This is a genomic window from Massilia sp. UMI-21, assembly GCA_015277795.1.
Taxonomy (GTDB): Bacteria; Pseudomonadota; Gammaproteobacteria; order Burkholderiales; family Burkholderiaceae_D; genus Telluria.
The window spans coordinates 2,921,807-2,941,910 of sequence record CP063848.1 but is presented as its reverse complement, the minus strand read 5'-3'; the positions used below and the strand labels follow the sequence as shown (position 1 = coordinate 2,941,910).

Annotated in this window: 17 protein-coding genes; 12 read left to right on the top strand and 5 right to left on the bottom strand. The window is 58.9% G+C overall.

Annotated features, from left to right (window positions below):
- Positions 1 to 6 precede the first annotated feature (6 nt).
- Together IM543_13135 and IM543_13130 are read left to right on the top strand one after the other, a co-directional pair.
- Positions 7 to 1,026, top strand: a complete 1,020-nt coding sequence (locus IM543_13135) for an ATP-binding protein (GenBank protein QOY92564.1) — start codon at positions 7 to 9, stop codon at positions 1,024 to 1,026.
- A gap of 1,640 nt (positions 1,027 to 2,666) precedes the next feature.
- A complete protein-coding gene (locus tag IM543_13130) occupies positions 2,667 to 2,912 on the top strand; it encodes a hypothetical protein (GenBank protein ID QOY92563.1) in 246 nt (81 codons plus the stop codon).
- A 16-nt stretch (positions 2,913 to 2,928) separates the two neighbouring features.
- Here the strand turns inward: IM543_13130 and IM543_13125 are convergent, their stop codons facing one another.
- On the bottom strand, positions 2,929 to 3,747 hold the full coding sequence (locus tag IM543_13125) for a hypothetical protein (GenBank protein QOY92562.1): 819 nt from the start codon (positions 3,745 to 3,747) through the stop codon (positions 2,929 to 2,931).
- Between the two features lie 580 nt (positions 3,748 to 4,327).
- Here IM543_13125 and IM543_13120 point away from each other — a divergent pair.
- Positions 4,328 to 4,555 carry a helix-turn-helix transcriptional regulator gene (locus IM543_13120; GenBank protein QOY96669.1) on the top strand — a complete coding sequence of 76 codons (228 nt, stop codon included), beginning with the start codon at positions 4,328 to 4,330 and terminating at the stop codon, positions 4,553 to 4,555.
- 69 nt (positions 4,556 to 4,624) lie between these two features.
- Here the strand turns inward: IM543_13120 and IM543_13115 are convergent, their stop codons facing one another.
- A complete protein-coding gene (locus tag IM543_13115) occupies positions 4,625 to 5,821 on the bottom strand; it encodes a tyrosine-type recombinase/integrase (GenBank protein QOY96668.1) in 1,197 nt (398 codons plus the stop codon).
- Between the two features lie 194 nt (positions 5,822 to 6,015).
- Here IM543_13115 and IM543_13110 point away from each other — a divergent pair, with 194 nt between their 5' ends.
- Positions 6,016 to 7,173: an acyltransferase gene (locus tag IM543_13110; GenBank protein ID QOY92561.1), complete on the top strand. Its 1,158-nt coding sequence runs from the start codon at positions 6,016 to 6,018 to the stop codon at positions 7,171 to 7,173.
- Positions 7,174 to 7,350: 177 nt separating this feature from the next.
- Here the strand turns inward: IM543_13110 and IM543_13105 are convergent, their stop codons facing one another.
- Together IM543_13105 and IM543_13100 are read right to left on the bottom strand one after the other, a co-directional pair.
- Positions 7,351 to 8,352: a cation transporter gene (locus tag IM543_13105; GenBank protein ID QOY96667.1), complete on the bottom strand. Its 1,002-nt coding sequence runs from the start codon at positions 8,350 to 8,352 to the stop codon at positions 7,351 to 7,353.
- Between the two features lie 160 nt (positions 8,353 to 8,512).
- The gene (locus IM543_13100) at positions 8,513 to 8,926 is read right to left on the bottom strand and encodes a helix-turn-helix domain-containing protein (protein ID QOY92560.1); all 414 of its coding nucleotides are present in this window, start codon (positions 8,924 to 8,926) and stop codon (positions 8,513 to 8,515) included.
- 80 nt (positions 8,927 to 9,006) lie between these two features.
- Between IM543_13100 and IM543_13095 the strand changes: the two genes are divergently transcribed.
- The 8 genes from IM543_13095 to IM543_13060 all read left to right on the top strand — a co-directional run bounded on the left by IM543_13095 (position 9,007) and on the right by IM543_13060 (position 19,270).
- Positions 9,007 to 10,242, top strand: coding sequence for a TolC family protein (locus IM543_13095; protein ID QOY96666.1), 1,236 nt, complete (start codon positions 9,007 to 9,009; stop codon positions 10,240 to 10,242).
- Between the two features lie 3 nt (positions 10,243 to 10,245).
- A complete protein-coding gene (locus tag IM543_13090) occupies positions 10,246 to 11,505 on the top strand; it encodes an efflux RND transporter periplasmic adaptor subunit (GenBank protein ID QOY92559.1) in 1,260 nt (419 codons plus the stop codon).
- A 36-nt stretch (positions 11,506 to 11,541) separates the two neighbouring features.
- Positions 11,542 to 14,727, top strand: a complete 3,186-nt coding sequence (locus tag IM543_13085) for a CusA/CzcA family heavy metal efflux RND transporter (GenBank protein QOY92558.1) — start codon at positions 11,542 to 11,544, stop codon at positions 14,725 to 14,727.
- A gap of 48 nt (positions 14,728 to 14,775) precedes the next feature.
- Entirely contained in the window at positions 14,776 to 16,212 is a 1,437-nt protein-coding gene (lpdA, locus tag IM543_13080; protein QOY92557.1) for a dihydrolipoyl dehydrogenase, read from the top strand.
- A 25-nt stretch (positions 16,213 to 16,237) separates the two neighbouring features.
- A complete protein-coding gene (locus IM543_13075; GenBank protein QOY92556.1) occupies positions 16,238 to 16,741 on the top strand; it encodes a lipoprotein signal peptidase in 504 nt (167 codons plus the stop codon).
- A gap of 200 nt (positions 16,742 to 16,941) precedes the next feature.
- Positions 16,942 to 17,262, top strand: a complete 321-nt coding sequence (locus IM543_13070; GenBank protein ID QOY92555.1) for a hypothetical protein — start codon at positions 16,942 to 16,944, stop codon at positions 17,260 to 17,262.
- A gap of 182 nt (positions 17,263 to 17,444) precedes the next feature.
- On the top strand, positions 17,445 to 17,807 hold the full coding sequence (locus IM543_13065) for a CzcE family metal-binding protein (GenBank protein ID QOY92554.1): 363 nt from the start codon (positions 17,445 to 17,447) through the stop codon (positions 17,805 to 17,807).
- 218 nt (positions 17,808 to 18,025) lie between these two features.
- Positions 18,026 to 19,270, top strand: a complete 1,245-nt coding sequence (locus IM543_13060; protein ID QOY92553.1) for a cytochrome P450 — start codon at positions 18,026 to 18,028, stop codon at positions 19,268 to 19,270.
- Between the two features lie 156 nt (positions 19,271 to 19,426).
- Here the strand turns inward: IM543_13060 and IM543_13055 are convergent, their stop codons facing one another.
- Positions 19,427 to 20,041, bottom strand: coding sequence for a cation transporter (locus IM543_13055; protein QOY92552.1), 615 nt, complete (start codon positions 20,039 to 20,041; stop codon positions 19,427 to 19,429).
- Positions 20,042 to 20,104: the final 63 nt, after the last annotated feature.

Below are 20,104 nucleotides of genomic sequence, written 5' to 3'. Positions count from 1 at the left end.
GTTGCTTTGATAACGTATCTCCGGCCCGTCACATTTGCTGAGCATCCGGTAACACAGCAAACCTACATTGTTCCGACGCCTTCGATCGATGCTCTGACTGAACGTGTCAAACGCCTGATTCGCCTACGAACTCCTGGTGCGATTATCTACGCGTATCCCCGTTTCGGCAAAACCTACAGTATTCGCTACGTCATCAATGTCCTCCAGGCAGACTTCCCTGAATCGGTTTTTATTAGTTTCGGCTGTGAGTTTAAGAAAGCGCCATCGGAAGATGGCTTCTTCGCAAACCTTCTTGAAGCAGTAGGACATAAGGGAGCAGCGCCAGGGTCTGTAACGAAGAAACGCATACGACTGATTGAGCGAATATGTGAGCTTGTCGACAGATCGGGGCACAACTGGGTTGTTTTTTTCGGGGACGAGGCGCAGAAGCTCGGGGTGACGGAGTACGAATGGTTGCGCGATGTGCACGATAAGCTTGAAAGGAGAGGGATTCGAATGATCACTTTTTTGGTGGGGCAGCCACAATTGCTTCATCAGAAGACAGCATTACGGCAAAGTAACCACACCCAGATCGTATTACGCTTCATGATTGTAGAAATGCGCTTCGACGGGCTTTGCAGCGCCGAAGACATAGCTACTTGTTTAGCAGCATACGACGAAGCTTATTTTCCTCAAGGGTCCGATTGGTCCTACACAAGGTTCTTCTATCCGAATGCTTATGACAGTGGCCTAAGGCTGCTTGATCAGGCAAACGTCCTGTGGGAGGCATTTTGTACGGCGCATGCTAATGCCGGCTTTACCTTTGACATCGAGATTCCTATGCAGTACTTCGCCCATACCGTAGAGATCGCGCTGTCAGAGAATAAGCATCTTGACGCGCCTGATTTTCGATTTAGTCGGGATATCTGGAACAAGGCGATCAAGGATGCCATGTATGTAGAAGCGCAGGAGGAGCTGCGCTTAGGGTTGCCAGCGACGGATTTAGCCGCGAAGAAGCGTAATGAAGAGCGCGCGAATAATTCTTGATACTGTTCGGCCACCAGTCGCTGGATGGACCTGGCGCGACGACTGGTACAGCGGCATCGACTCAAGCTTCGGCCTGCTTATGAAGTTTGCTATGCTCAACGCGCTGTCCGCTCGCGAGCTTGCAAAAATATTCGTGAGCGCAAATTGCCGGAGGAGGGCTGCGATATGTGGTCGACCCGATGTCGACCTCCGCAGCGCCGACGTATTCGATCTTGAAGAGATGAGCAATATTTTTCGAGTTGGTCAAACTCAAGTGCGCTCGGCATTTCTCCAAGAAATTCTTCCCGAGGGGAGGCTCAGATCAAGCGACAATCTGCGTTGGTGCGAATTATGCCTTCAGCGCGGGTTTCATCCGGCTATATTCCAAGTCTCGATGGCAGCTTATTGCCCTATTCATCGGACTGCTATTCGCTCCACATGCCCTCAATGTAATTCTGAGATGCCTTACAGGTTGAGGTCGGATATATTCTCAAAACCTTTTGCATGCATCCATTGCGGAATGGACTGGGCTCCCAGGTTGCGCGCGCCGCGTGCGAACATGCTGATACCTCGGTTAAAAGAGCATGGTTTCTTAACCAGGCTTCAACGGTTTTTTCAGTTCGAGGATCGTGTGCTTACCTCGAAACTCGAACTCGGCAAAAAGACCCTTCAGCTCGCACAGGGGGAAATTTCATTCTCGCCGATCGAGCGCTCCGGCTACATCTCAAGATACCTCGGATTCGTTTCGCATGTACTTGAGGAAACTGGATACGGCAGAGGTAGTCAGCAGCTGCATCTTACAATGGAACGCGTTGAACATTGTGAGCGAGGTGTATCACGTACCATTCTATTTGAAGACGATGACCCTTTAGCAGATGATTCCGCCGACGTTGACCTCTCGGTTGCACGGACAGTCGCATCAAAGAGCGATGCCGAGTTGGCGAGCTTAAAGGCTGTGTATCGAGCCCTGCGTCGGCGATTATGGCGGCACGTGGTAGGTCCCCATCGCCGTTGTGTTTTCACCGCCGCCCAGCATCTCTGGTGGCGGGTTGAAGGAGAGATCACCAGCAGTTTCTGTCCAGTCGCCGAGGCTTTTATCCGCTGGAGGATGATCTGGGAAGGCTGCGGCACTCCACGATATCTTTTTAGCGAAACCGATCTAGAAATGTACGGTATTGTCGGCTGGCTGTCAGCTCGGGCTTCTCCTTGCCCTGGGCACTGGTCGCCAGCGACACAAGTTTGGGTGCTCGCCCATATATTTTCTAGTGCTTGCATTGAAAGTTTCCGGGAACTACTAGCGGTAGCACAAAAAAACTCAGAGCGAGGCAAAACATACTGGCTCCGCCAGCGCACTGCTTCCCGGTACGACACATACTGGGCAGTCGGAGGCGCCGACTGTGCCGACCGCCCAACCTATGTATATGTGCGATCGCCGATGCCGGCGTTTCGCCCTCGAATAGCTGAAGCTACTCGGCAGGCTCACTTTAAGAACCACATCACACGTCTTTCGACAATCTATCGATAGCTTCCTGCTGTCCGGTCCAGGAAAGTGCCGCAACGAGCGCCCACACAACAGGACCTCGTCGACGTGTGATGCGTCAAGATATTGCTCTCAGCGCTGAGTACACTCGTCGTTCGGCTATTGCACGCCTAAACACAGCATGGGTATCGACGAGTCCTCAGAAGAATCCGACGCGCCAGCGTCCGTCGCCCAAGTCATCGCGAAGGCTTGGCACACCAATTCCGCACTCAGTCTGGACAGGGAAGAGTCAGCCTTTCTTGCTGGAATTCATGCGTACTTGCTCGACGCCCGTGAGCCGAGCGCGGATGACAAGACTCTCCGCCGCATTTTCGAACCCGTGTATGAATTAGCCCAGTCAGGCACCGACAGCGAGGCGCAACTTTGATGGGTCAGGCCAGTAGTTAGCCGATCTGCTCGGGCAACCGGTGGTTGAACTCCACGTGCGCCCCCACCGACTGCCCGGTTAGCATTTCAAACGACACATTTCCATCTCCTAGAACCTTGTCAAAAAGGATACTGGTCATCCATGATTCCGTTATCGGTGCCGGACGGTTCCACGGCCGTATCGTTTTGTTGTTGCTTAAGCGGTAGTCGAGGTAGCGCCGTATGCTTCCAGGAATCATGTTGTAAACGTGTTGGCGGGCGTAACTCCTCTCTTGCGATAGCGCAGCGATGTCCTTTAATACGTAGTAGATTACGTTCCACATCTGTCCAATGGAATAGTGGGGCAGGAAGTCACGTATCGCGGCCGCGACCTTTGCGGAATAGATCTCCGGCTGAAAAAAGCGATACCGCTCACACTGCTTGACGAAGTACCGGCGGCATTCGCTTTCTGCGACCATGAACCACAGCTGCTCAACGGCTTCCGGCTCCGGGTCGTCGAGACGCGTGAGCAGTAGGGAAAAGACCTCTTTCATGGTGCGCCCGGATGCATCAGGAGCCAGTACCCACGCGACGCTGCCTAAGGAGAAGTCAATGTCTCCGTCCCCATCAGGAAGTTTGAACGCCCGAGTATCGGACGCGGGATCAGGAGAAATGATCTTGTCTTCGTAGAGCGCCCTATAGACATGCTCCGACAAGTCTGGCGTTGGACCGAGGTCCCCTGGTTGCGAGTCCAGCGGCGCGATCCGATTACCTTCCCATCCGCCATTGGCTGCGACCAGTACGGAGTAAAGGAAGAACGACTGTATATAGCTTAATTCCGAGTAATCAATGGACAAGGCCTCCCCTCGGGCACGCGACAGTGCCTGCGTTACGCGAGCTCTGTGTTGCACCAACGCGAGTTCAATGGCCCTCTTGTCGGCGGCGAGGGCTGCAGCCGAACAGGATCCACACCGGTTCACTCTCCGATAGTACGCGGAGCCAACTGGCCGCCCGCTCAGCGGCGCATACTGGCTTCTATTTCGTATCTCCAGTGGAGCACCGCAATCGACACAGGGAAAGTGACGCAAGTATGCGCGGCAACTGGACTTCAGTATCTCAAGCAGTTTGGGTTTGCTGATTCCTGAATCGTGCAGTATTGCGTCAAATTTTTCGACCCATGCTCCGTCGTTCACAGCCCAGTACCTTAGGCAGAAGGCTTGATGGAGAGGGTCATCGGTAAGAAAGCAGAGAAAAGGAAAGCTGGTTGACATCGTTGAAGAATGAGGCAGGGAGGCGTGCAGCACCCAATAGCCCGGAAGCTGCGTAAGGCGACTCCGGTTCTGTGCCGCCAAAATGATGACTATAGTCCGAAGACGAAATGATACAGCAGAGACATGATTTCTCCTATGCAATCGGGAGAATTCTTTGGATCCAGGACTGGCGTTCGGTAAAGTTTTGCGGGTAGTGCGGAAGGAAGTCGGTATGACGCAGGAGGAGCTGGGCCACGCTGCAGAGATAGACCGGACATTTGTCAGCCTCATGGAGCGCGGCGAGCGGCAGCCGACTGTGCGTGTACTCTTCAGGCTCGCAGCTGCCTTAAAGCTGGAGCCAGTGCGATTGATTCAACTCACCCAGGAACTGGTCGAACAAGACCCTGACGCATAGTTCAGTACCTCAACCAGCTGAAGCTGGGCCTCGCGTTCATCGGATCGCCAGGATCACGATGAACCACAGTTACCATCCGATCTTGTGCTTGCTCTCTGTCTCGGCATGGCGAGCGTCGTCCGACGAATGCAAGTAGGTATTCGTCGTGCTGATCGACTCGTGCCCGAGGTTATCGCGCACGTGCCGAAGATCGACATCATTGTTCGCCATATGGGAACCTGCTGTATGTCGCAACCAGTGGGCTGACGCCTGCGTCATCCGGGCGGCAGCCGCCGCGTACTCGGGACCACGCTGACTAAGTCGATCGGCGGTTTGGGCAAAAATCACTTTGAAAATTTCGTGCACGCCGCCACGTGTCATCGCCCGCAGTTGGCCCCCGATCGGCAACAGCAGAGGCATCGACTCCCCGGGTACAGGGTACGGTGAATGTCCGAGCTCACGTCTGTAACGACCGAGCTCTACCATCAGCTCGTCGGTTGCCGGCACGATGCGCAACTTGTCGCCCTTTCCGACCACTTCCAGCCACCACCGCTCTTCGCCGTCGCGGTCGCGTCGGCGAAAAAATCCGCCCATGCTGTTGCTGGTAATCTCAGAAATGCGCAACCCGCAAACATACGAGAGCGAAACAAGCCAACGCAACCTTAAATAGCGTTCGCGTTCCCGCGGTGTTTCTCGCGGCATCGTGTCGACCGTCATCTTGACCTCGTGCCACATTTCGTCATCGAGATATCGGGTAACCCTTGCTTGGGGCCGGCGCCGACGCTCACGCGAGAGCGCGAGTGGATTCCCGGCCAAATAACCCGCGTTGACAAGCCAGGAGAACATGGTATTCAGGATAACCGCAGCCTGACGCTGGCTTGATGCCGACAGCGGCCCGGCGAAAGGTCGCCACCCGGGGTGGCTTCGCGGATACTTGCGGCCCTCGGCGCTAATCCATCGGCCAACAGGTTTGGGATCACGAAGGAATCCTTGATAAACGAGCCAATCCTCGTGGGTCAGCGATGAAAGCGGCTTACCGAGTTGCAGCGTGGACCACAGTAGCAACCGCTCGGCTTCCTTGCGATAGTTGTCGAACGTGGTCTGCTTATCCAGGAAACGTGCTAGCCAGGCCTTGATCGCATCGATATCGTTATCGGCACGAATCTGGCGCGTGCCGCCGTGTGCCCGGTTGCTTCCGTTTGAACCATCGATATGTGCTGGTACCACAACCAATTCAAGGGGCGCAACGGAATGTGAGGTGGCAATGATGCTGTTCGAGTCAGGCATGAGCAGGGGAGGGTTAAAGGATTGTCTGCCGATTATAGGAAACCAGGGCGAATTAAACGAGTGAATCACTGTGCCGCCGGCGCCGGGGGGGCACTCCCATTGCTGAAGCGCGAATCCAAAGCGCTTGTCCATTATCAGATCGTTAAGTTTGGCTGGCCCTAGGATTGGTAAACCTCGACATCCGGACTTCAGCCATGCCAAAGATCACAGTACTTCAGCGCGCGAACCTGTCCGAAGACCAATGGCATTCGATGCTCATCTCGCTTCTGCGCGGCCTGGCTGCGCTACAGGTTGCTGCAGCTCACCTGCGCGCCCAGGTATACCCAGGCTTCGACACCGTCCAGGACCCCTCGCTTGCATTCCAGGGACTGGCCTTCGCTACAGGATTCGCCTACCTTGCTGTCATCGTATTTTTCGTGCTCAGTGGTTGGCTGGTCGGAGGCAGTCTGCTGAACCGCCTAGACACCGACCGTGCGATCGCGAATTACGCTATCGACCGTGTGACCAGGTTGTGGATCGTGTTGATACCGACGTTCGGCGCAATGCTCTTGTTGGGAATGGCCACATCCACGCTCGATCCTGCGCGCCCCTCGTTTGCGCTCGACAATGCGTACTCGGCGCCGGCGTTTATCGGCAACCTCGTCGGACTGCAAAATATTGTCGTGCCCGAGTTCGGCGGAAATTTCCCGTTGTGGAGCCTGTCGAACGAGACCTGGTATTACGTGCTGTTCCCACTGCTGGTGATGTTGTTTCGCACGCGGTCCACTTCATATCGGCTCGTGATACTGGTAGCAGTCGTGGCAATCGTGCATTTGCTGAACGAAGCAATCCTGCTGTACTTCTCGATCTGGCTCTTGGGGGCAGCATTCTCACGCGTGCGCATTGAATGTGGCCCGCTCCTGCGCTGGGCATTATTCCTTGGTGTCGTCGCTGCCGCAGTCATTATTCGACTGAAAGGAAAGAGCCATATCGCCGTCGACAGTTTTGCCCAGTACCTGTTGTTCAGCCTGGTCTTCGTGCTCTTTCTCTCGAGCATGCAGTTCCGGCGTACGCGAGGGCACGCAACCGAGTGGCTGAACCGGATTGGCCGATTCTTCTCGGAGTTTTCGTTCACGCTGTATGTGCTGCACATCCCGCTGATCGCGGCGCTACTGCGGCTTGCCGCGCCAGTCCTCGGAGATGGCAAGCTGAACCCGAACCAGCCGCTGGACATGCTTGTGTACCTGATCTTGTATCTCGGGCTGGTCGCCGGGGCTTACCTGTTCCACCTGCCGTTCGAAGCCAAGACCTACCGTGTTCGGGAATGGCTGAAAACAGTGCTTTATGCCCGCGGACGTGCTGTCCGAGCGTAATCACGTGGGGTTGCACAGTCGGCTCAGTGGTCGGCACTCCCACAGCCGACGTGGGAATATGCGCAGCCGATGCCCCGTTGTACTGGTGCAGCTACTGTGAGTGGATGATGTAGCAGAAGAAGTTCTTTCGCCGGGCTGCGCCCCCGCTGTCAAGGCAGGGGGCGCTCGGCAGCAACGTCACTTCAGCTTGAGAATCCGACGCGCGCCAGTAAGAACGATGACGGCGATGACAGTGCCAACGATCAGATCCGGATAAGGCGATCCAGTCCAGGTGACGAGCGCCCCGGCGGCGATCACGCCGAGGTTTGCGATGACGTCGTTCGCAGAGAAAATATAACTTGCCTTCATATGCGCTCCGCGATCGCGCTTCTTGGCGATCAACACCAGGCAAGCAACGTTCGCAACGAGGGCCACCGCGCCGACACCCATCATCAACGCCGATTCGGGTTCGCTGCCGAAGAAGGCGCGGCGAACCACTTCACTCAGGGCGCCCAAGGCCAATACGAGCTGCAGCCACCCAGCCACGTGGGCTGCACGGGTCTTCAGCGCAGCCGCACGGCCAACCGCGTACAAGGCCAGGCCGTAGACGGCAGCGTCGGCGAACATGTCCAGCGAATCAGCCACCAACCCGGCTGATTGTGCAATCAATCCCCACACCAGCTCGACCACGAACATCACGGCATTGATGGCAAGCAGCAGTCGAAGCGTCTTCGCCTCCGATGCGTCACCGGCCTTGTCGCTATCAGGGGCCGCTTGAGACAAGTCAGGTCGGGATCCAATCAAATGGGTGCCGAAGTTTAGCGGGGCAAGCTTCGCCAATATGGGATTGACATCTGCCGTGTGCGAGACGTGGAGCTGCCGCTGGGAGAGATCGAAGTTGAGCGATTGGATGCCATCGACATCAGCGAGTGCCATGCGGATCATGTTTTCCTCGGATGGGCAGTCCATCTTCGGAATTCCAAGTGTGCTGATCGTACGCTGGCTGGCTGGCTTGGCCGGGCGCGATCCGCGCAGTTCGACGCCGAGTCGCAAGGGTTGCAGCACCTCGACAATGGCATCTGCGTTCCCATGGTGCAGCACAGTGACAGTGCGGGTATTGAGGTCGAAGGCGATGTGATCGACGTCGTCGACTTTGCCCAAAGCCATCCTGATCAGGTTTTCCTCGGACGGACAGTCCATTTTCGAAACGAACAGTTCGGTTTCAAGGCGGGTTCCCGCTGTGGTTTGATCTTGTGTCATGACAATGAACCTATGGTGACTGATTATCGGAGGATAAACCTTCAACCAGCTTTAAGGTCAAGTGTGTTCAGGACCTGCGATCGGCGCCAGGCTGAGTGAGCTACCCGGCTTGTCCCGGCGGCGTGAGGGCATCAATGATCCGACAATCGGCAAATCGACCGCCCCGGCATGAAACCAGCAGACGGGAAAGGTGTTCTTTCAATACGTTGAGGTCTCTGATCTTTTGCTCGACCTCGGCAAGGTGTTGTTCTGTCAGCGCTGTCACGGCGCAGCAGTCGCCGTCTCGCTGGTCGGAGAAGGCCAACAGGCTTCGAACTTGGTCGACCGTGAACCCGATCTCCCGTGCACGGCGAACAAAGCTCAGGCGGGCTACATCCTCGTTCCCATACAGCCGGTAGTTGCTGCCCGAGCGGGATGGAGAGTCGAGCAACCCAATTTTCTCGTAATAGCGAATCGTCGCTGGGGGCATCTGCGCCGCAGCGGACAGCTGTCCTATCGTAAATGTGCGTGACATGTGCTTGACATTAAAGTGGCTTCAAGGTTTATAAAGCTCATTTATTAATCCGTCAAGCAAATCCAATCATGCGCATCAAGATGAACGCTTCCGTTGCCACGGCCCTGCTGGTCATGTGTATGACCGCAGGCTCTGCCTTTGCTGAGGGCACTCCACTGACGCTTGGCGAGGCCGTCGCTCGGGCACGTAGCCAAGCACCGCAATTGCAGGGCGCTGAAGCAGCCCTGCGCATCGCCGATGCGAATGTGCGGCAGTCTGGACTTCGACCGAACCCGACACTTTCCCTTGAGGCCGAAAATGTCATGGGATCGGGACGCTACTCCGGTTTTGGTGGGGGAGAAAAGACAGTCGCGCTGTCGATGCCCCTGGAGCTCGGTGGGAAGCGGGGCGCGAGGATGCGCGTGGCACAGGCCGAACGGGCCGCCGCGGGTATTGGAGCGCGCTCCGCTGAAGCGGAGCTGACATTCCTGATTACCGAGGCGTTCGTTACCCTTGCTGCCAGCGAACGCCATGTCGCGATCGCAAAAGCTGGTCATGAACTGGCTGCGCGTGCTCACCATGCAGCACGTGAACGGGTACGCGTCGGAAAAGCATCTCCGATAGAAGAGCAAAGGGCGGACGTGCTGCGAATCAATGCCGAGGTTCGGCTGGGCAAAGCACTACGCGCCGTCGAACTGGCGCAGAAAACGATCGCACGACTGACAGGTATGGCGATGCCGCTCACGATCGCTTCCACGTGGTTCGAGCAGATCGAACGCAGCGAGACGCCGCCGCCGGCAGGGCAGGGGCTGGCGATCGCGACAGCAGAGGCCGAGGTGGCCGCTGCGGAAGCCCGCGTCGATGCGGCCAGGCGCGACCGGATACCGGACGTAACGCTGACCGCAGGCATGCGCCGTTACGGCGAATCGTCCGACAAGGCCGCTGTGCTCGGCCTCTCGGTCCCGCTGCCATTGTTCAATCAGGGTACGGCCGCGCTGGCGCGCTTGCGGGCGGAATTTGATCGGGCTTCCGCCGCGCGCCGCGCCGTCGCACTGGAATTCGAGCAATCCAGCGCGCAGGCGGAAGGCGAGGTGGCCGACGCATTGGCAGCCGCACGGGCCGCCAATGGCCCCGCGCTCGCCGCCGCAGAAGAAGCGGCGCGCATCGCCAGAATCGGCTATGCGGAAGGGAAATTCCCGCAACTCGAATTAATCGAGGCCGAGCGCTCTTTGGCCGAAACCCGCGAAAGCTCGGTCGACGCGCTCGCAGCACTCCATACTGCCCGGGCACGTCTGGCTCGGCTCCAAGGTTCCAACTCTCCAATTTATAAGGATTGACCCATGCAAGCGGTATTCCGATCGGGCCTGTGCGCCGCGATGATCCTGTTGGGCGCATGCTCCCCCAAACCAGAAACAGCCCCAAAAGAAGCTGCCGAACAGGGTGAAAAAACGGCGAACGCCTCAGGCGAGAAAGCCGAAAATTCCGAAAAGGGCGAGAAAGCCGAGAAGGCCGAGAAGAGCGGCGAAGCCGGCGAGCGGGGCGAAGCCGCGGAGAGGGAAGGCGAAGCCGAAGGCAAGGAAGACTTTGTTGCGCTATCGGACCAGCAAATCAAAGCCGCGGGTATCGAGATCATGTCGGTTCGACAGTCCTTCGCTGGGGCGGTCGAGGCGCCTGCAGTCATCGCGGCAGACCCGAAGCATGCAGCCGTCGTCTCGAGCGCCGTTGGCGGCCGGGTTGTCGAGGTCCGGCGCAACCTGGGCGACCCGGTCGCTCGGGGCGACGTGCTGGCTGTAATCGAAAGCCGTGACGTAGCCCAGCTCAGGGCCGACGTCGAAATCGCCAAGCGGCAATACGAACTCTCGCAAGCCACGTTCGCGCGCGAAGAACGTCTGTTTGGCGAAAAAGTCACCTCGCGACAGGAATTCGAGATTGCGCGCAATGCCGCGCAAGAAGCACGCACCCGCCTTCGCCTGGCCGAGCAACAACTTGCCGCCGCCGGGGGAACGGGCGGAGGGCAGCTTAACCGCCTGATGCTGCGCTCCCCGATCAAGGGTAACGTCACGGCGCGGCAGATCGCACTGGGCGACATCGTCGCGCCGGACGCACATCTGTTCGAAGTGGCCGACCTCAACGAACTGGCCGTCGAGCTTTCGCTGTCGCCGAACGACGCTGCCCGCGTCACGGTTGGTACGGCGGTGGACGTGTCGACTGACGGCCGAACCGGTGCAGGCCGCATCACCCACGTATCGCGCGTCCTCGATCCCGCCACCCGCCAGGTACGCGCCATTGCACGGCTGTCGAACGGGCAGGGCAGCTGGCGCATCGGCGAAACGGTCAGGGCGTCGATCGCGCTCGAGGGCGGTACCAGCGGCACTCAGCTGGCCATTCCACGGACCGCCGTGCAGACGGTGGAGGACAAGCCGAGCGTGTTCGTCCGGGAGAAAGAAGGGTTCGCGATCAAGCACGTTGTCCTCGGCGGTAACGCTGCCGGCTACGTCAAGGTGATGTCCGGCCTAGACGGCAAGGAACAGATTGCGGTCAGCAATACTTATCTGCTGAAGGCGGAGCATGGCAAGGGAGAGGCAGGGGACGATGACTGATTTCCTCATTCAACGGCTCCTGAAGGATACCCAACCATGATTGCTCGCATCGTCAACTTTTCCGTTGCGCGGCGGTGGCACGTCCTCATCGCCACCATCCTGCTGTCGATCCTCGGCGCATTCGCACTGACGCGCCTGCCGATCGACGCGGTACCGGACATCACCAACACGCAGGTGCAGATCAACGTCGTCGCACCAGCGCTCGCGCCGGCCGACGTCGAACGGCAGGTCACCTATCCGATCGAAACGGCGTTTGCCGGCATTCCCGGACTGGAATCCACGCGCTCGCTGACCAGGCATGGATTTGCACAGGTCACGACGGTCTTCAAGGACGGCACGGATATCTATTTTGCTCGCCAGCAGATGGCGGAGCGGCTGCGCGCCGTCGAGCGCAACTTGCCCCCGGGTGCTACCGCGAGCCTGGGCCCGATCGCGACCGGGCTTGGCGACGTCTACATGTGGACGGTGGAGTATGCCTCCAAGCCGGCCCAGAAAGCCGGCACGTCGGCGGGCTTGCAGGCGGACGGCAGCTATATCACCCCGGAAGGGGAAGTGCTGCGCAGCGCTGCCGAGAAGGCGACCTACCTGCGCACGGTGCAGGACTGGATCGTCGCACCGCAGCTCAAAAATACCGAAGGGCTGGCGGGCGTCGACGTCATCGGGGGCTACGTCAAGCAGTATGTGGTCACACCGGATCCGCAACGACTCGCGGCCCTGGGCATCAGCCTGACGATGCTGGGCGAGGCACTGGAGCGCAATAACACGAGCGCCGGCGCCGGCGTCGTCGTCCAGAACGGCGAGGCCCTCACCGTCAAGGCCGATGCGCGCATCACCTCGTCGGAAGAACTGGCGAAGACCGTCATCACCACCCGTAACGGCACGCCCGTGCTGGTGTCGCACGTCGCTAGCGTCGGCCTGGGGCAGGAGCTGCGTTTCGGCTCGGCGTCCGAAGGCGGCCAGGAGGTCGTCGTCGGTACGGCTGTGATGCGCATTGGCGAGAACAGCCGGACCGTTGCCGCCGCCGTCGACGTCCGACTGAAGGAAATCGCACGTTCCCTGCCGCCCGACTTGCTGATCCGGCCAGTCCTCGACCGGACACGCCTGGTCGATGCCACGATCAAGACCGTGGCAACCAACCTCACCGAGGGCGCGCTCCTGGTCATTGCGGTGCTGTTTGCACTTCTCGGAAACCTGCGCGCGGCGCTGATTGCCGCGGCAGTCATCCCGGTCACCATGCTCCTGACCTCGGCCGGCATGCTCGAAGCGGGACTCTCCGCAAACCTGATGAGCCTTGGTGCGCTGGACTTCGGCCTGATCGTCGATGGCGCCGTGATCATCGTGGAGAACGCGCTGCGCCGCATCGCCGAACGCCAGCACGCCACCGGCAGGATACTCACCAGGGCGGAGCGTCTCGATACCGTTGCCGCCGCCGCGCGCGAGATGATCCGGCCGAGCGTCTATGGCCAGGCGATCATCATTCTCGTCTACGTCCCCCTGTTGACGTTCCAGGGAGTGGAAGGCCGGATGTTCGCACCGATGGCGGTAACGGTGATTCTGGCCCTGGTCTTCGCTTTCATCCTCTCGCTCACCTTTGTGCCGGCTGCGATCGCGCTGTGGCTTTCGCGCCATGTCAACGAAAAGGAGAACAAGCTGGTTAAGGCTGCCTCGTCGTCTTACGCGCCCTGGCTGGACCGCGCGCTCGCGAAACCCAAGCTGGTCGGCGTGCTGGCGGCTGCCGGTTTCGCAGGCGCGCTCGGCCTGTTCACGACGCTTGGACAGGAGTTTCTTCCGACACTCGACGAGCAGGACGTGCTGCTGCAGGTAGCCCGCATTCCCGGCACCTCCCTGGACCAGAGCCAGGCGATGCAGTTCGCTGTCGAGAAAGCGGTCGGCAAGCTGCCTGAGGTAAAGCTGGTGTTCTCCCGAACAGGTACGGCTGAACTGGCCGCCGACCCGATGCCGCCGAATATCACGGACACTTTTGTCATCGTTAAAGACCGTTCGGAATGGCCGGAACCCGGGATGAGCAAGGCCGAGCTGGTTGAGAAGATCGAGAAGGCGGTTGCAGGCATCCCGGGCCAGAACTACGAGCTGACCCAGCCGATCCAGATGCGCTTCAACGAACTGCTGGCCGGCGTACGGGGCGACATCGCGGTCAAGGTCTACGGCGACGATTTCGACGCCATGATCCGCACCGCCGAGCAGGTTGCCGAAAAACTGCGTGCGGTCGAGGGCGCGGAAGACGTCCGGGTAGAGCAGGTGCAGGGGCTTCCGCTGCTCGATGTCCGCCTGGACCGCGACGCCATGGCCAGGGTCGGGCTGACCGCCCAGGACGTGCACGACACCCTGGCGGCAGCCGTCGCGGGACGTGAGGCCGGCTCGATCTACGAGGGGGATAGGCGCTTTGACGTCGTGGTGAAACTGGGCGAGAAGACCAGGAACGATGTCGAAGCCTTGCGCCTGTTGCCGGTGCTGACGCCGGGCGGCAGCTTCGTGCCGCTGGGGTCGGTGGCCGCGCTGGAGACGGCCAAGGGACCGAACCAGATCAGCCGCGAGAACGGCAAGCGCCGGGTCGTCGTTCAGGCCAACGTGCGCGGACGCGACATCGCCGGCGTGGTCGGCGAAGCGCGCGCAAGCATCAACGCGGACGTGCGGGTGCCCGCCGGCGTATGGCTCGCCTGGGGCGGGCAGTTCGAGAACCTCGAGCGTGCGCGGATGCGCCTGGCGGTCGTGGTACCGGCCTGCTTCGCGCTCATCGTCCTGTTGCTGTACTCGGCCGTCGGTTCCTGGCGCGCTGCCGCGGTCGTGTTCACGGGTGTGCCTCTCGCCCTGATCGGGGGTATCGCCGCACTCTGGCTGCGTGGCCTGCCATTTTCGATTTCGGCAGCCGTCGGATTCATCGCACTGTCCGGCGTTGCCGTCCTCAATGGGCTGGTGATGGCGGGTTCGATCGACGACCTGGCGAAACAGCTTCCGTGGGCGCAGGCGGTGCGCGAAGGTGCGCTGCGGCGCCTGCGCCCCGTTTTGATGACGGCACTGGTCGCGTCGCTGGGCTTCGTCCCGATGGCATTGGCAACCGGCGCCGGCGCCGAGGTGCAGCGCCCGTTGGCCACCGTCGTGATCGGCGGCCTGATCTCCGCCACGATCCTGACGCTGTTCGTGCTGCCGACGCTTTACCAGCGCTTCGCCCGTCCGCCGGAGAACGTGGCGGAGGGAATTTGAACAATCCAGTAGAGTGAACGCAACGACTCGGACATTAAAAGGAATCACATGAAAGCGCAATACGACCTGGTCATCGTTGGCGCGGGTTCAGGCGGTTACATCGCCGCAATCCGCGCCGGACAACTCGGCTTGTCCGTGGCCTGCATCGAATCGAATCCTTACGCCGCACCCGACGGCCAGGCGCGCCCCGGAGGAACCTGTCTGAATGTGGGATGCATCCCATCCAAGGCATTGCTTGCGTCGAGCCACCTGTACGAACAGGTCCTGCACCACACTGCCGAGCACGGTATCACCACCGGCGGCGCGGCGATCGACGTCGACAAGGTGATCGACCGGAAGGACGGGGTGGTCTCGAAGATGGCCAAAGGGATCGAATACCTGTTCAAGAAGAACAAGGTCGACTTTATCAAGGCGCGCGCGCGCTTCGTCGGGATGCAGGACGGGGTGTATTCCCTGGAAGTCTCGGCCGGGGATTCCGTGCAGCAGATCAGCGCGCGTAACGTGATTATCGCCACCGGGTCGAAGCCGCGCCAGCTGCCGGGCACCCGGATCGACAATGCGATCATCTGCGACAACGCCGGAGCACTCGATTTCCGCGAGGTGCCGAAACGCCTGTGCGTGGTTGGTGCCGGCGTGATCGGTCTCGAGCTCGGGTCAGTGTGGCGGCGCCTGGGTGCGGATGTCACCCTGCTCGACGCCATGCCGGACTTCCTGCCGGGCTGCGACACCGCCGTGTCCAGGGAAATGCTCAAGCTGCTGTCTGGACAGGGGCTGAAATTCGACCTTGGCGTGGCGATCGACAGCATTGCACTCAGCGTCGGCGGGGCGCACATTTCGTATCGCGACCGCGCCGGCGCCGCCAAGGAGCTCGCCTGCGACAAGGTGATCGTGGCGATCGGGCGCGTGCCGAATACGGATGGCTTGGGAATCGAGGCAATTGGCCTGGAGCTCGACCAGCGCGGCTATGTTCCGGTCGATGAACACTGCCGGACGAAATTGCCGAACCTGTTCGCCATCGGTGACGTCGTGCGCGGGCCAATGCTTGCGCACAAGGCCGAGGAAGAGGGAATCATGGTCGCCGAGATCGTCGCAGGGCAATCCGGGCACGTGAATTACGCCGCCATCCCCTTCATCATCTATACGAGTCCGGAAGCCGCGTGGGTTGGCAAGACGGAGCAGGAACTGGCCCGCGAAGGACGCGCATTCAAGTCGGGACAGTTTCCTTTCTCGGCCAACGGGCGCGCACTCGGCCACGGCGACGCACAGGGGTTTGTCAAGGTCCTGGCCGATGCCCAGTCGGACCTTGTGCTGGGCGTGCATATCGTCAGCTCGCTCGCGTCGGAAATGATCGGTGAAGCGGCAATGGCGCTCGAGTTTTCGGCGTCTTCGGAGGACATTGCCCGGATCTGCCACGCGCACCCGACATTGTATGAAGCAATCAGGGAAGCGGCGCTCGCTGTCGACAAGCGTGCGCTGAACATCTGACCGGCAACTGCACAGGAAACGAATAGTGGCCAAACCCTTTTCACCGCTCGCTGCCGTATTGGTCGCCGGGCTGATCGCCCTTGCCGACCTGGTCACCAAGGCCGCAATCGTGGAACATCTGGCCTACGGCCAGCAGATCGAGTTGTTACCCTTGTTGAACATCGTCCATGTGATCAACCAGGGAGCGGCGTTCGGTCTTCTGGCCACGGCTGGCGGATGGCAACGCTACCTTTTCATCGTTGTAGCCGTACTCGCGTCGATCCTGATCGTCCGGATGATCCGGAAACCGGAAACAGGCTCCGCGGAAAGGATCGCTCTGGCCATGATCCTTGGCGGAGCGCTTGGCAATCTCGTTGACCGAACTGCGCGGATGGGCGTCGTTGACTGGATCGATGTGCATGTAGGAGCGCATCACTGGCCAGCTTTCAACATCGCCGATATCGGGATCACGGTCGGCGCCGCGGTCATCGTGTTGCACGCACTGTTCGGCGACCGCGCAGCGCCTTCGGTAACCGACAAGACAAGGTAGTCATCGCCTCCCTGGGCGCGCACTGCCGCCGGAAGCATGGGCAGTTGCGCCGGGCGGTCTGAGCAGGGCGACGATCCGGGCCCACAGAACAAAGATAATCAGATCTACAACAATTCGAGACCCATGTTTTTGCCCAGCGGGCGTTGTAAAATTTGCCATACTCCAGTGTTCTCTTCCGTGACCAAGCAGTCAACGACTCCATGAAGCGCCTGTTTCTGATCATATTGCTCGCGCTTTTGCCCTTACAGACCGGCTGGGCGGCAGGATGGTGCGTGATTTCCGACGAAGCGTCGGCCACCGAAGCGGTGTCCGACGTCACCGGTTCTAAGAATCCAACAGAAGTGCTGTTCGAAGCTGGCTGCAGCGCGACTTGTGTATCGGCATGCGACTTGCAGCCCCTCGGCAGCGGTTCTTCCGCAATCGGATGGTCAGGACAGTCACGCTCCTGCCCCGCCAGTCTTAGTCAACTGAATTACCAGTCTCCAATACTGGACGGCCCGATTCGGCCGAAATGGTTCTGATCATCGAAGCCGGCAACTACCGCCTGCGCTTGATGGGTAATCGTGCACAAGCACTGCACGACTCCATCCGTCTCTACAAATAAAGCAGTCGCATCTGACTTACTCCCGACCATGGCGGTCCACAATCGGCCACGTCGAGAGTCAGTGCGCTTGAAAAATCAAATGTTCAACAGGAAAATTCAATGAAAACTCACATCAACTTCTTATCCGCGGTACTTCTCGCGTGCATGTTCATTCCACTCGACTCGCGGGCCAATGAGGGGGGCATACCCGCAAGGAGCGCTGCAGAAGCGAAGACTGGTCGAGAAGCACCGTTCGGATACTCCTCCAATGCAGCGCCTGACCGCGTTATCACGATAGTGGCAGGCAAGACCAGATCGATTCACGTCAAGCGACTCGAGACTATCCGTATTGTAGACGGTCCAAGAAGCGTTACCTGGACCTTCGATACGCTCGGCCTGTTGCCGATCTCCTTGGCGAACATCCTTCCAAACGCAACGAATGTAACAATCTATGTTGAGGAAAGTCCAATGTACGCCAACTAAGCTTCGCCATTTGGCGTTCTGGTAGGGCGCTATCACTAGTTCGAAGCCGCCCGCGGCATCGAACTAGTGTGAAGCCTGATATGCAAGCTACCGGGCGACAACAAGCGGGGTGCGCGTACCCCGCGTGCGACGCTATTGATATAAGCAGTGCTGAAACAAGCGCCGCTGAACTATGTACTCGGGCAGTATGAAGACGGCTCAATTTGACGGAGACGCTCATGCATGAGATACCGCGAGATGGTGTTCCGGACAGTACTCTTTCGTTCGCCTGGGACGGCTATCTTTTCATCACTAAACGCTGTACGCGCCTGGGGACCGACCTGTTCCGCTCACGACTGATGCTTCAATCGACAGTTTGTATGCGCGGCGAAGAATTGGCCAGACTCTTTTATGACAATGAGAGGTTCGAACGCGCCGGTGTTGCTCCATCGAGACTCCAGCAAACACTGTTTGGCCGAGGAGGCGTGCAAGGACTGGACGGTAATCCCCATCGGTGCCGAAAGGAGATGTTTCTCTCCTTGATGAGCGCCGAGCGTATTGCGGAACTGGCGGAGCTCAGTGCCGCGCAATGGCACAGGTCCGCGGCAAATTGGGAGCGCCGCAGTCAGGTGGTTTTATTCGACGAAGCGTGTGAAAGCTTGTGCCGGGCCGTCTGTGCCTGGACAGGAATCCCGCTGGTTGAGTCCGAAGTCAGGCGTAGAACGGATGACTTCGTAGCGATGATCGACGCTGGCGCGGCGATCGGCCCGAGACACTGGCGTGGAAGATGGGCGAGAAACCGCGCTGAGCGCTGGATCGAGGGTCTGGTAGAAGATGTGCGTCATCATCGGCTAACGGTGGATGAAGACTGCGCACTATATGCGATCTCCTGGCATCGCGATTTGTCTGGGGAATTGCTCGACAAGCGGACTGCGGCGGTGGAACTCATCAATGTTGCAAGGCCAACCGTCGCGGTCGCCTGGTATATCATGTTCGCAGCCATGGCTTTGCATCAGCACCCGCAATGCCGGGAGCGTCTGCTGGCTGCTGAAGCGTACTACCTCGATTATTTCGTTGAAGAAGTCCGCAGGTTTTATCCGTTTTTCCCGGTGGTAGCTGCACGCACGCGGCGGGAGTTCGAATCGAAGGGCTATCGTTTTCCGAAAGGCGAAAGAGTCCTGCTCGACTTGTATGGGACGAATCACGATCCGAGGCTTTGGGACGATCCCCATACATTCATGCCCGAGCGTTTTCGTCAATGGAAGCGTAGCCCTTTCAGCTTCATTCCACAGGGAGGGGGGGAATATCTCGATGGTCACCGTTGCCCTGGTGAGTGGATCACCATCGAACTGATGAAAGTTGCCGTTATGTTTCTCAGCACAAGCTTACGGTACAGCGTGCCTCAGCAGGATTTGCGGATGAGCCTCTCACGCATACCGGCGTTGCCGCCCAGCCGTTTTGTGATTGGTAATGTACAAATCTGATCACCTGAGGGAAGGGAAATACCTGCCTGATGAGAATGTCCAGGGTCCCGCGCCAGGCTTCCCTGATTTGCGTCGCCATTCATGCTCCGACCAGACAGAGAACCACACTGGATGTATTTCTGTTGCGCGTGCAGAATTCGGATGGCAGACCTCGTATCACGACTGATGTCCTTTTGCCTCTGAGAGGATTTCATAACCTCCCTTGGCGGCGATGAACGAAACCACTGTTCCAAGCAACAGATCAGGAAGGTTTGAATTTGTCCACATTACTAACGCGCCCGAAAGCACGATCGCGCCATTTACAAGCGAATCGTTATTCGTGAATATAGTCGAGGCCTTGAAATTGATGTCCTGGCCGCGATGCTGCTTCAGCACGCGAATGCAATAGATATTCAGTAGGGCATTTGTTGCAGCTATGGCCATCATGGCTGGTCCCAGTGGTGCCTCACCGCCAAGAAAGCGACGGACAACTTCAACTAACAACAGGCAAGCGAAACCAATGAGGAGCCAGCCAGATAATTGCGCCGCACGCTTCTTGATTGTGCTGGATCTGCCGACCGCGTACAGACTGACGCCATAGACTGCAGCGTCACCCAAGTTGTCAAGGCCAGCGCCAACTACGGCAGTTGAAGATGCCCATGTTCCGACAGCCACCCCGGCCAAACACTGGCCCAGATTGATTAGCAAGACCTTCCATAAAATGCCACGATCACGCTCGTTGGAAGCGTCCAGACCTGATTCGTCATCGCTGTCCTTGCCAATATCCGACATCGGATCTCCAAAAGATTGCAGGAAGAATGCGCCCTGCGCTTTTCTCGACCGGACGCGCTTGGA